The 12,087-nt window shown below is 66.2% G+C and carries 12 protein-coding genes and 1 pseudogene; 7 read left to right on the forward strand and 6 right to left on the reverse strand.

The genetic code is table 11. The features are described from left to right. Nucleotides 1-24: 24 nt before the first annotated feature. The 3 genes from PUN51_RS09740 to PUN51_RS09750 all read left to right on the forward strand — a co-directional run bounded on the left by PUN51_RS09740 (nucleotide 25) and on the right by PUN51_RS09750 (nucleotide 2,472). Nucleotides 25-903: a Rieske 2Fe-2S domain-containing protein gene (locus tag PUN51_RS09740; protein ID WP_275180747.1), complete on the forward strand. Its 879-nt coding sequence runs from the start codon at nucleotides 25-27 to the stop codon at nucleotides 901-903. Between the two features lie 95 nt (nucleotides 904-998). Continuing rightward, a complete protein-coding gene (locus PUN51_RS09745; protein WP_275180748.1) occupies nucleotides 999-1,634 on the forward strand; it encodes a GyrI-like domain-containing protein in 636 nt (211 codons plus the stop codon). A 121-nt stretch (nucleotides 1,635-1,755) separates the two neighbouring features. After that, nucleotides 1,756-2,472, forward strand: coding sequence for an MBL fold metallo-hydrolase (locus PUN51_RS09750; protein ID WP_275180822.1), 717 nt, complete (start codon nucleotides 1,756-1,758; stop codon nucleotides 2,470-2,472). Between the two features lie 324 nt (nucleotides 2,473-2,796). Here PUN51_RS09750 and PUN51_RS09755 read toward each other — a convergent pair. Further along, nucleotides 2,797-4,020: pseudogene (locus PUN51_RS09755) on the reverse strand (DUF222 domain-containing protein); the annotation flags it as partial. A gap of 74 nt (nucleotides 4,021-4,094) precedes the next feature. Further along, nucleotides 4,095-5,294 (reverse strand): N-acetylglucosamine-6-phosphate deacetylase, encoded by a 1,200-nt coding sequence (locus PUN51_RS09760; protein ID WP_275180749.1) that lies wholly within the window; start codon nucleotides 5,292-5,294, stop codon nucleotides 4,095-4,097. 174 nt (nucleotides 5,295-5,468) lie between these two features. Between PUN51_RS09760 and PUN51_RS09765 the strand changes: the two genes are divergently transcribed. Beyond that, nucleotides 5,469-6,344: a hypothetical protein gene (locus tag PUN51_RS09765; protein ID WP_275180750.1), complete on the forward strand. Its 876-nt coding sequence runs from the start codon at nucleotides 5,469-5,471 to the stop codon at nucleotides 6,342-6,344. Between the two features lie 62 nt (nucleotides 6,345-6,406). Here PUN51_RS09765 and PUN51_RS09770 read toward each other — a convergent pair whose 3' ends face one another. Beyond that, entirely contained in the window at nucleotides 6,407-6,979 is a 573-nt protein-coding gene (locus PUN51_RS09770) for an AAA family ATPase (RefSeq protein WP_275180751.1), read from the reverse strand. Between the two features lie 98 nt (nucleotides 6,980-7,077). After that, nucleotides 7,078-8,334 (reverse strand): SLC13 family permease, encoded by a 1,257-nt coding sequence (locus PUN51_RS09775; RefSeq protein WP_275180752.1) that lies wholly within the window; start codon nucleotides 8,332-8,334, stop codon nucleotides 7,078-7,080. Between the two features lie 298 nt (nucleotides 8,335-8,632). Between PUN51_RS09775 and PUN51_RS09780 the strand changes: the two genes are divergently transcribed. Both PUN51_RS09780 and PUN51_RS09785 read left to right on the forward strand, forming a co-directional pair. After that, nucleotides 8,633-8,911, forward strand: a complete 279-nt coding sequence (locus PUN51_RS09780; protein WP_275180753.1) for a hypothetical protein — start codon at nucleotides 8,633-8,635, stop codon at nucleotides 8,909-8,911. Nucleotides 8,912-8,913: 2 nt separating this feature from the next. Beyond that, nucleotides 8,914-9,846, forward strand: coding sequence for a threonine/serine dehydratase (locus PUN51_RS09785; RefSeq protein ID WP_275180754.1), 933 nt, complete (start codon nucleotides 8,914-8,916; stop codon nucleotides 9,844-9,846). Between the two features lie 41 nt (nucleotides 9,847-9,887). Here PUN51_RS09785 and PUN51_RS09790 read toward each other — a convergent pair whose 3' ends face one another. Then, entirely contained in the window at nucleotides 9,888-10,238 is a 351-nt protein-coding gene (locus tag PUN51_RS09790; RefSeq protein ID WP_159630386.1) for a hypothetical protein, read from the reverse strand. Nucleotides 10,239-10,394: 156 nt separating this feature from the next. Between PUN51_RS09790 and PUN51_RS09795 the strand changes: the two genes are divergently transcribed. Then, nucleotides 10,395-11,309: an SMP-30/gluconolactonase/LRE family protein gene (locus PUN51_RS09795; RefSeq protein ID WP_159630388.1), complete on the forward strand. Its 915-nt coding sequence runs from the start codon at nucleotides 10,395-10,397 to the stop codon at nucleotides 11,307-11,309. Between the two features lie 94 nt (nucleotides 11,310-11,403). Here the strand turns inward: PUN51_RS09795 and PUN51_RS09800 are convergent, their stop codons facing one another. After that, entirely contained in the window at nucleotides 11,404-12,045 is a 642-nt protein-coding gene (locus PUN51_RS09800; RefSeq protein ID WP_224023191.1) for an NADPH-dependent F420 reductase, read from the reverse strand. Nucleotides 12,046-12,087: the final 42 nt, after the last annotated feature.

The following is a 12,087-nucleotide window of genomic DNA, read 5'->3' on the forward strand; positions in this document are numbered from 1 at the left end:
GGTAATCGGGGTAAGGGAGGACACATGAAACCGTTGCCCGCACTTGAGCTTGTCACCCGTTTCGAGGATGCCGAGTGGCTTGACCCACTGGCCAAGAGCGTCCGGAAAATCGTCCTGAAGGTCATCAAACCGCGCTGGGCCCGTGATGTCCTCCACGGCGTTCCCATCGGCCACCCGGTGCATCCCCTTGCTGTCCAGGTGCCCATCGGTGCCTGGCTCTCCGCAGGAGTACTCGACGCGGTCCCGGGCGGAGAAAAAGCTGCCCGGCTGCTTATAGGGGTGGGCACTGCCAGCGTGATTCCGTCTGCGCTGGCCGGATTCACCGATTGGTCCCAGCTTCATCCGCAGCAGCAGAGGGTGGGCCTGGTGCACGCCGCAGCCAACGTCACCGCGACAGGCCTCTACATCGCGTCGCTGGTGCAGCGGTCAACTGGCAGCCAGGGAAGCGGCAAGGTGCTTGCATATCTTGGACTGGCCACCGTCAGCGCCGGCGGCTTCCTGGGCGGCCACCTTTCGTACCGCCAGGCTGCGGGCGTGAACCACAGCGAGGAAATCCCGCACCGCTTCCCGTCCGGCTGGCAGCCGTTGGCGCCGTTGGCGGAGCTGCCCGAGGGCGGCCTGCACAAGCGCGAAGTGGCCGGCATCCCGTTGCTGGTACACCGTGAGGGCGGAACGGTCAACGTACTCTCCGACGTCTGCAGCCACCTCTCCGGTCCGCTTCACGAGGGCAAGATCAAGGACCACGACGGCGACCCGTGCGTCGTCTGCCCCTGGCACCGGAGCACATTCTCTCTGCGCACCGGTGAAGTGAAAGCCGGCCCGGCAACTTCGCGGCAGCCACTTTTCGAAACGCGGGTGACCGGGGAACTCGTGGAGGTGCGCCTGCCCGGGGCTGACGGCTAGAAAGGCCGTTAGGCCCTGTTGGGTTGGCAAGGGCGGCGAAAAACTGGGTGCATGGCGACGTCAAGGAGAATCCAGGCGAGGTGAGTCCAGGGGCGGTGAGCGATCTTCGCGAGGACATCGCAGTCCTCTACAAGGGGCGGAAGGGATCCGTCGATTTCGTTGACGTTCCTTTGCTGCTCTTCGCCATGGTCCGGGGCCAGGGGGACCCCGACGGACCTGCATTCGCGGAAGCAGTCCAGGCGCTCTTTACCATCAGCTACGCCGCGCACTTCGGGCTCAAGAAGCGGGCTGGTTTGGCCACGAAAGTAATGCCGCTGGAAGCACTGTGGTGGTTCGACGAGCCTGGGGACGCTGACCCCGACGAGCCCGTAACAGCAGGCTTCGGCGGCCTTTCAGGAGTCGACCGGGAATCATGGCGATGGCAGGCCATGATGGTTCAGCCCGAACCAATCGACGAAGCCATGCTGGAGCGGGCCAGGGAGGAGTCCCGGGCCAAGGAACTTCCGGCACTGGACCTGCTCCAGTTCGAGCGTTGGGAAGAGGGCCGCTGCGCCCAGACCCTCCATGTCGGTCCTTACGCCGACGAAGGCGCCACAATCGCCCGCCTCGACGCAGCGGTGGTGGAGGCCGGGCTGAAGGTCCGCGGCAGGCACCACGAAATCTACCTCGGCGATCCCCGCCGCAGCGCACCTGACAAGCTGCGAACGCTGATTCGCCACCCGGTGGTGTAAAAGACTGATGACGCGTGTAACCGAACCGCGGGAGATTGCTTCCGGCGTGCTGTTGATGACCTCCGGTGCAGGTCCAATGGCCGCAAACCTCTACCTTGTGCGCTCGGGTACCACCTGGGCGATGGTGGACTGTGGCTGGGCCGGCAGCGCGGAGCCGGTCCGGCGCGCTGTGGAGCAAGAGTTGGGGAATAGCATCACGCCTGGTGCCATCCTGCTGACGCACATCCATCCGGACCACTCCGGCGCTGCCGGTGCCCTGGCCCGGACGTGGGAGGTGCCGGTGTACGTTCACCAAGCAGAGTTGCCCATGGCCGCCGGGAAATACATCCCCGAGTTTTCAATGCCGCTGGACCGCTGGATCATCGCCCCGCTCCTGTGGTCGTTGCCCGCCCGCACCCGCCGCAGGATCGAAGCGTCCGGTGACATCACGGACGTCGCCCGCAGCCTGCCCCGCGATGGAGGAATACCAGGGCTGCCAGGGTGGGCGGCCATCCCCACGCCCGGCCATACCCCGGGACATGTTGCCTATTGGCGCGCCGGCGATGGCGTCCTGCTCACCGGGGATGCGGTGGTGACGGTGGGTTTGAATTCCATCCGCGGCATCCTCTCAGGCGTACCGGACCTGTCCGGGCCACCCAGGTACACCACCTGGAACTGGGAGCAATCCATGGACTCCATCACACGCCTCGCAGGTCTGGGTCCCCGGTTGCTGGCGCCGGGCCATGGGCAGCCGCTTGCTCTTGGGGCCGTTCCGCGGCTGCGGGCTCTCACTATGAAGGAGCGCACGCAACGGATGAGGCTCCGTGGCCGCGCTGCGGGATCCCCCGAGGCTGCCTAGCCCGTTCGCTGGCTGTCCGCGATGTGCCAAGGGAAGCGTCATGCGCCCTGTGGTTCCTCCAGAGTTGCTACACGGCAAGGCGCTCCAACAGGGCTTCCTCCAAGAGGCTTCGCTCCGTTGGCATGAGCCTTTGCAGCCATTGCGGCCAGTTTCCTGGTGGCCAGTGGGTTGGTTCTGGGTCCTGGTATTCGGCGTTGTAGTGCCGTCCCGTGGGTGAGGTCCAGCCGGGTGGTTCATTCTTGGTGGCCGGTCGGGTGTCCATTGGCTGTGATGTTTGAGTCGGTGGTGCTTGGGGCAGAGTTGGGCCAGGTTGCTGACGTTGGTGGTGCCGCCGTGTTGCCAGGCGGTGAGGTGGTCTGTTTCGTTATCGGGCGTGCGGTTGGCGCAGCCCCGGAAGGTGCACTTGGCATCCCGCATCCTGACCCACCGTTTGATGGCCTCCGTGAGCCGGTAGTTCTTCCTTCCGATCTCCAGTGGTGCCCCGTCCCTGGGGTCGATCAGGACCCGGTAGAGGGAGTCCGCCCCGTCGGCGACCAGTTTCCGTGCCATGGAGGCCGGGATCGGGCCGAAGCCATCCAGTACGGCGGGTTCGTCGGTGGCTCCGAGGAGGGAAAATACGGGCACCATCACCAGGACATCGGCCCGCGGGGTGGGGACCTTCCCGACCTCCGTGGATTTCCCGGTCTGTGTGGTGTTCCCAGCCCCCAGCAGCAGGGAGGCGGCGATGTCGGGGCGCAGCTGGGTGAGCGTGCGCTCTTCGTCGGGGCCTTGGAGTCCGCGGGCGGTTGCGGTGGTGCGGTTCCAGATCGCGGAGGCGGTGTCCCCGGGGAGGTAGAGGGAGACCCAGGCCATGCCGTCCTTGTCGGGGGTGTATTCCATCCGCCGGTCGGCTACCCCTTTTACATGGCGTTTCTCGATCGATTCCGGATGGTGGCGTTCCCGCCAGCCACGGACCTTGGCTCGGAACCGTGACGGTACGAGGTCTCCGGGGGTGGCGCCGCGGGCGGGGCGGGGTGCGTCAGGGTCGAAGAAATGCGCCACCAGCGACGCCGCGCCGTCAGTGGTGAGGCCCTCGGTTTCGTCGGCGACAATCCGGGCGTGCTGCCAGGACATCGCGCCCGCGGCCAGGGCGTTCATGGCGTGCGGCAGGGAGCAGATCCGGCGTGACTGCTCCACCAAAGCGCCCGCGGCTGTGGAGCTGATGGTCAGGACTCCGGCGATTTCCTCCACCACCGACATGTCAGCGTAAGTGCGGTCCTGGATCGAGGCGTCCGGCGGGGTCATCGCTTGCTGGAACTCCGCTGCCTCAGCGGCGTCGCGTGCTTTCGTCGCAGCGAGCTGCGCCTCCAGCCGAGCCATCAGCTCCAGCCGTTCCAGCCGGATCTCATACCGCCGCTGCAAAACATCCGTACCGGCGCTAATATCCACACCGGCACCAGCATGAGCCCCGGAAGCCAGGAAATCGTCCTCTTTCTCCAGCGCATCAAGGGCAGCAACGGAGGCATGGACACCTTCCAAAGCCACCCCAACACCACCGGCGATTCCCATAAGAACATCATCCAACGGGGGTCCGACATTCGAAGCGGCGCCCGAAACCGGTGCGCCTCAGCAGGCTGTAGCGGTCAGCCCGAGGAGTTTACCCACGCGCCTTTCCGCAGCACGCGGGCAAGCTTCAAATCCTGGTCAAGCACCAACACGTCCGCCGGCATCCCGGGACGCAGATCCCCGGCCTGCGCCGAGAGCCCCAGCACGGACGCTGGAACAGCCGACGCTGAGGTTACGGCGTCGCGCAGGGAAACACCCGCGGCCACAGTAGTCCGGAGGACCTCCAGCAGCGTGCTGGTGCCACCCGCAATGGCACCAGTGGCATCCACCCGCGCCACGCCTTGGTCTACCGTGACGGAAAGGGACCCCAGCAGGTATTGGCCGTCGTCAAGACCGGTTGCAGCCATCGAGTCGGTGACGAGGGCGATATTGTCCGCACCAACTAGATCAAAGACCAACTGCACCGTTTCGGGCGCCACATGTACACCGTCGGCTATCAGTTCCACCACCGCTTCTCCCGCCCGTGCCGCGCTGAGGCATGCCGCGACGGGTCCGGGGGAGCGATGGTGCAGTGGAGGCATGGCGTTGAACAGGTGGGTAACCGTCGGCCGCCGCCGCCCCGTGGAATGCCCGCCAGCGGCCAAACCGCCCGCTGCGCGCTTAAGGAAAGCCGCCGCCGTCGGATGATCCGCAGCCGTGTGTCCCAAGGACGGGATGATGCCGCGCGCCGCGAGGAGATCCACAAGTTCGAACGCTCCGGAAAGCTCGGCCGCCAGGGTCATGGAAACCATTGATTCCCCGGCAGCACCAAGGAATCCGGACACCAGGCCCGGATCGGGATCCAACAGCAGCGCAGTGTCATGGGCGCCGCACTGCTCCGTTGAAAGGAATGGACCCTCGAGATGCGAACCGGCAATGAGGCCCTCACCAGCCAGCCCCCGAAGAGCGGAAAGGTTGCGGACAAGCTGTCCGGGCTGCCCCGTGACGATGCTGGCCAGAAGCGTAGTTGTGCCGCGGCTGTGAAGGTAGCGGGCGGCGTGGCGGGCACCGTCCGGGTTGCCCTCCGAGAAGTCAGAGCCGTGTGCCCCGTGACAGTGCAGGTCGACCAGGCCCGGCAGGAGAAACCCCGGTGCCGCGGCCTGATCCGGAAGAACCCCGGGAAATTCCGACGCCGGCCCAGCAAAGGTGACCACGCCGCCGTCGACCGCTACAACACCGTCCGGCACATCCAGGGTCGCCGAAACAATGTGCCCGCGGAGGATGAGCTCACTGTTCACGGTCCACTCGCCTCCCGCCACGGATTATTCCACAACGGCCCCGCGGGCATTCGGCACAAATCCTGCACGCGGCACTATCAGGCAAACTTCCTCCGTGCCGTTATTTCACCGTGCCAGTGGGAACCTTTACAGTGAAAGTGCTAAGCATGCTGTCTATTTCGGAGGGTGAACCTGATGCGAAAAGTTTCTGCGCTTGGAGTAATGGCTGCGGCGATGCTGGCATTGGCCGGCTGCTCGGGCGGGGGCGGCGGTACGGCCACCCCGTCCAGTTCGGCGACCGCGTCGCCGTCCGCCAGCCCGACCGCGGACGCCAAGGTGTACTCGGAGGATCAGCTCCGTGACCTGATCTCGGGCATGAAGGACGCCGACGGCAATGAGCTCAAGCTGTACTCCAAGGAGCAGGTTGACCAAGGCGGAAACATCGCCAACCTGCTCATGAGCACGGCAACCATCGACCCCAAGGACTGCAAGGACATTGCCACGGCCGGCCTGCTGGACAAGGTGGAAAACGGTGACGTTGCCGTAGCACTTTCGGACGGTAACCAGCCGCGCAGCCTGTCGGCCCAGTCCGGCAGCGACGGCCCAGACGCCGTAAAGACACTGAACGACATCAGCGGCAAGATGGACCAGTGCGCCAAGTTCTCGGTCTCCGCGCTGGGGCAGAAATACGACGTGTCCAGCAAGGAACTGAAGACGGACACCGACGCGGACAAGACCTTCGCCACCGTCAGCACCCGCAGCGGTGACAACCAGCAGAAGCTGATGCAGGTTTCCGCCGCGCAGGGGCGCCTGCTGGTGGTGGCCACGAAGAGCGGCACCGACCTGGGCGACAAGGACCAGAAGGAACTTGAGGGCCTCATCAATGACGTGTTGAAGAAGGCCGACGGCGGGGGCGCCACTTCCAGCCCGTCCTCCACCAGTTCGTCGGGTTCCATGGGCACGTCCTCGCCGAGTGGCTCGGCTTCGTCGACCGCCTCGTCCACCTCTTCGGCGACGATGTCATCGGGCAGTGGCGCCTCGTCGTCGGCCTCCCCGACTGCCTCGCGGTAGCCGCAACCCACAGCGCGGAGGCGGGCCAGGACTGCAAAGTCCTGGCCCGTCCTGCGCGCCCCTCAGGCCTGCGCGAACTCCAGCCGGGAATGGAGCTCCGCCGCGACCTCGCCCGCCGGTGCGGACGCGTCTATCCGCAAAAAGCCCGCGTACTCCGGCAGTTCCCGGTACCCGTGGTGGAAGGCGGCGAGGTCAGCAAGGCTCTCCGAATCCGTCCCACGGACAATGATGCGGCGGTGGGCTTCGGCGTGGTCGATGTCCAGGTGGAAGACGGCGTCCGGTTGCGGCAGCCGGGCCAGCAGCCAGGGGAGGAAGCGTCCGCGGGGCAGCCCTCTTGCGTGCCGCAGTGCCAGTTGGCAGTGAAGGTGGCGGTCCATCACCACCAGGCCGTCGAACCGGCTGGCGCGCAGGTGCGATACCAGCACGTTGGCCACCCGGAGAAGGGTTTCGACGCCGTCTGCCACCCTGTCCGGCAGCCGCACTCCCAGCCTGGCCGCGGCCAGGGACATGACCCGCCGGCCCGCATGGTTGCTCACCAGCAAGGCCCGTCCGCCGCGGGCCCGCACCATCGAAACCAGCGCGCGGGCCGCCGTCGACTTTCCCGATCCGTCGATGCCCGTCAGCACAATGATCATCCGGCCTCCTCCCGCCGCTCCGTTTAACGCCGGGGACGGGCGCAATGTCCCGGATGAGCTGGAATTCACAGGCGCCAGCGGCGGGGTGAAGTGCAGTGCTACATGATGTTGGTGGGTATCAGCAGCGCCCAGGCCAGGGCCGGAGCCACCAGCACCACGCCGCCGGCATAGAACGTCAGCTGCTTGTAGACCCTTTGCCGGTCGTGATCCCGGGCATTGGCCACCACCAGTGCGCCATCAGTGGAGAAGGGGGAGACGTCGACGACGGTGGCCGCGATGGCCAGCGCGGCAACAGTTCCGGAGGCGCTGAGGGAGCTCGTGGCCAGGAGGGGTCCGGCCAGGGGTATGAACGCGGTGAGCAGGGCGGTGGAGGAAGCGAAGGCCGAGCCGACACCGATCACGTAGCACAGGACCAGTGCGATGAGCAGCGGCGTACCCAGGGCCAGGGCCTGCCCGGCCAAGGTATCGATGACGCCCACGTGCTCCAGCAGGGAGACGTACGTGATCATCCCGGCAACCAGCAGGACCGTGGACCAGGAAATGCCGCCGATGAAGGTCCTGTGCTCCTTAATGTTGATGAATGCCAGGAGCAGGCCTGCGGAGAGGGCCACAAAGCCGATGGGCAGGTGGAAACCGAGCGTGGCTGCCAGCATCACGGCGATCAGGACCAGGGTCAGGACCTGCTGGCCGTGCGGGCGTCCGGTGGCGGAGGTGTCGATGTCCGCGTGCTGGCCCGCGGTGCCGTCACGCAGCCTGCCGATCAGGGCGAACAGGACGATGGTGAGCACGGAGAGGATCAGGTTCAGGGCGAAACTGGCAGTGAACAGGCCGCCCTGGGAGATGGGGAAGTGGTTCTTCAGGGCGATGTCATGCACCAGCACACCGGCAACGGACAGCGGGGAGAAGCCGCCGGCGTGGGCGCCGTTGATGATGAACGCGCCCATGAGGACAGGGTGGATCCTCGAGTCGTAGGCGAATCCGATGGCCGCGGGAGCGAGCAGCGCGACGGCGGCGGGCGAGAACGTGCCGAGCGAGGTCAGCGCGGCTGCGATCAGGAAGAACACCCACGGCAGCAGCAGGGTCTTTCCGCGGACCATCCGGACGCAGCCCTTGACGATGATGTCGATGGTGCCGTTCCGCTGGGCCATGCTGAAGAAGTAAGTGACGCCAATGATGGTCAAGACGATGCTGGCGGGGAACTCCGCCAGGATCTCCCGGTCGGACATTCCCAGCATGAAATAGCCGACGCCGAAGGAGGCTACCAGCCCCATCACCCCGATGTTCAGCGGCCATTTGGTGGCGATGACGAACATCGCCACGAGGATCACCAGCGGGATGATCTGGACAGCGGTCATGGCAGGCTCCGGTCTCATGGCGGCTGCCTGGTTGAACATGCCACCGGTCACGGGGGCAAGCACTCGGGGTGCGGCTTGCCCATGGAAAGCATCATGACATTCCATTTGCCGCTGCCGGGAGTCGCGCGCCGGGCTGGCGGGAATTGTGCGCCGGGTTGCCGGAAATTGCGCGCCGGAAGGGGCCGACGGCTGCCTCGAGACCGTAGGCTGGAGCCCCGGAAGGGGTCTCCCCGGCCGGGCAAGCAGTTCCAGAAGAGGCAGTGCCAGAACAGGCAGTTCCCAGGTGAAAGGCAGGACCATGACCGTTTCCAGCGACGATCCCCAGAACACCGCAGACCTCCGGGGCCCGGGCGATCCGGACGAAGCCCGGGAGGCCGCCAAAAAGGCACCCCAGTCCGGGCAGCACCCCGAACAGCCGGGCGCGGCGAACATCCGTGAGGAACAGCAGGTCCACGCCGCCGGAACCGTTCCCGCGTCCTATGTTGGGGGCGGGGACGCGGCCCGCGGCAACAAGCCGGAGGAAAGCAAGCCGGAAGAGGCGCTGGAGGAGCCGGGTACCTGGGACGGCGAAGTCTAGGCATGATCTCCCGCACCGACATTGACCAGGCCGCGCGCCGGACCGCCGGCCTTATCCGCAGGACGCCCGTGATGGAGGCGGACCGCGACCTGTCCGACGGCCAGGTAAGGCTCAAATGCGAGTTCATGCAGCACACGGGCACATTCAAGGCCCGCGGCGCGCTCAACCGCATCCTGGCAGCCAAGGAGCGCGGGGAACTCAGGGGCGGCGTCGGCGTCGTGGTGGCGTCCGGCGGAAACGCGGGGCTGGCCAATGCCTATGCCGCCAAGCAGCTGGGGGTTCCGGCCACCGTCTTCGTCCCGGAAGCCGCGCCCGCCGTCAAGGTCGCCAAGCTGAAGGCCATCGGTGCCACCGTGGTGCAGGGTGGTGCGGAGTACGCGGCCGCCTACCAGGCCGCCGTGGCCCACGCCGAGGAAACCGGCGCGGTTTACTGCCACGCCTATGACCAGCCCGAAATCGCTGCCGGTGCCGGAACAGTGGGCTCCGAGCTGCTGGAGCAGGTACCGGACGTGGACACCGTCCTGGTGGCAGTGGGCGGAGGCGGGCTGATGGCGGGGGTAGCCGCCGCCGTCGAGGGCTCAGCCAAAGTGGTGGCCGTCGAACCGGAAACAGCGCCGACCCTGCACGCCGCCCTGGCAGCCGGTGAGCCGGTGGACGTCGCCGTATCGGGTATCGCGGCCGACTCCCTGGGTGCCCGCCGCGCAGGCGACATCGGCTTCTCAGTGGCGGTCCGCTGCGGCGTCGAAAGCGTCCTTGTCAGCGACGCTGACATCATTGCCGCACGCTCGGCACTCTGGAACGACTACCGGATCGTGGTGGAACACGGCGCTGCAGCAGCCTACGCTGCGTTGACCTCCGGCGCGTATGTACCGGGGACGAACGAGCGCGTTGCCGTCATCCTCTGCGGTGCCAACACGGATCCGGCCACGCTGTGACGCAGCCCGGGCGAATTGGACGCCCGGGCTGGATCAGCTGACTACTGGGCGCCCTGGCCGCAGAACTTGCTGTAGGTGCTGCCGGCCTCCTGGTAGCCGGACTGCAAATCGGCAAGCTTGTCCTTGTCCGGGTTCTCCTTGGCCTGTTCGTCCGTGTACGCCAGGATCTGTGCCAGGGCAGGCTTGAGGTCGTCCGAGGCCACGGCGTGGATGGGACGGATCTGGTTGGCGAGGTTGTTCATGCCCGTCTTGCCGGCGTTGTTGGCGGGGTTCGACACAACGGCCTGGATCCGCTCGCAGGTCTCAGCGGTGGTCAGTTGGTGTGTGGCGGTGCAGGCCGTAGCAGAAGCAACGAGGCCGGCGGCAAACAGGGCTGTGGCGAATTTCTTCATGGGTCCCTCGGTAGTGGTCAGAGGTTTCGATTGTAAGCAGATTGGGTACCCCCATGCCTTCGCAAGCCCAATACCGGCGCTTAAACTGGCAGTACCAATCGTGCGGAGCTTCCGCAGATGGGCCCCGCGCGCATCAGACCAGACTAAGGAACCAGCATGCGCCGAACAGTACGCCGCCGTGCCGCCGCGGGACTTGTCGCCCTGCTTTCACTGCTCCTCCCCACAGCCATTCCGGCGTCGGCCGCGCCCCGATCAGGGGAGATCGTGCTCGACGGCGCCACCTCCGCGGAGGGCATCGCGGCGGGGGAGGGGAGGACTTTTTACGCAGGGGAACTCACCACGGGTGATATTTTCCGCGGTAACCTCCGCCAAAGCACCGCCACCCGCTTCATCCACGCCCCCGAGGGGCGCGCAGCCGCCGGAATGAAGGCCGATCCCTGCCACAACCTGTTGTTCGTGGCGGGCGCCACCACCGGCAAGGCTTTCGTCTACGACACCGTCACCGGCAAACCTGTGGCCGATTTTGACCTGGCCAAGGGATTCATCAACGACGTCACCCTGACCAGCGAGGGCGCCTGGTTCACCAATTCGGCCGCGGCGGAACTCTACTTCCTGCCGGTGGGAGAAGACGGTGAACTGGGAACGGTGAAGACCCTTAAGCTGAGCGGGCCGGCCGCGGACCTCACGCCGGACTTCAACCTCAACGGCATCGCCTCGGCTGACGACGGCAGGGTCCTGCTGGTGGCGCATACAGCCGACAGTGCGGTGTACACGGTCAACCCTGAAACGGGGGAGAGTGCAGCCATTGAGGGCGTCAGCGTCCCCTTCGTGGACGGCATCCTGGTGCGCGGCGGCACCCTGTGGGCGGTCCAGAACCAGCTGAACCAGATAGCCCGCATTGATCTGTCCGGGGACCTGTCCTCCGGCGTCGTGGAAGGCACCATCAAGAGCGGCTCGTTCAATGTCCCCACCACCGTGGCCCTGTTCGGAAATACGCTGGCCGCCGTGAACGCGCAGTTCAACCAGCCGCCCAGCCCGTTCGAAGTGGTGTTGGTTCCGGCCCGGAAGTAGTGCCGTGACAAGAAACTGGCCGGCAGCAGGGGCTGCCGGCCAGTTTGGCCTGCGGGATCCGGAAGGACGGACCTGCGGGATCCGGAAGGACGGATCAGATGGTGCGCGGAGCCTTGGCCAGGTTGTCCTTCAGCTGGGTGGCGGTCTGCCGCTTCACGTAGGCCGGACGGTCCCGCTCCACACGCCAGCTCTCTGAGAGCGGGCCCACATTGACGGTGTCGAAACCGAACTCGTCGTAGAGGCGGGTCACCAGTTCGGCTGCTTCCGGATAGTCGCTGGCGGTGGCCAGGGCCCGCCGGTCGGCGGTGCCGGCGGGTGATCCGTCGGTGGTGATGTCCTTGGCCATGATGTGGTTGAAGCCCTTGGCCACCTTCGACTGTGGGAGGTGCTCCTGCAGCAGCCCGGAGGTGGTGGCCTCGCCGTTGTCCAGGGCGGGGATCCTGCCGTCCCGCTCCCAGTAGTAGTTGTTCGTGTCGATCACAACCTTGCCGGCCAGCGGCTCCGCCGGGACGTCCTTGTAGTTCTTCAGGGGCACTGTCACCACTGCGAAGTCGCCCGCGGCTGCCGCTTCGGCTGCGGTGGCTGCCCGGGCCTTCGGGCCAAGCTCAGCCACGAGGTCCTGGAGCGTCTCCGGCCCGCGCGAGTTGCTGATGACTACGTCGTAGCCCAGTTCCACAGCCTTCCGTGCGACTTGGCTGCCAATATGTCCTGCACCGATGATTCCGATTGTTGTCATAGTGGCGGCAACAGCGGTCCCCCTGCCGATATTTCAGCCGGT

The organism is Arthrobacter sp. NQ4 (assembly GCF_029077345.1).
Lineage (GTDB): Bacteria > Actinomycetota > Actinomycetes > Actinomycetales > Micrococcaceae > Arthrobacter.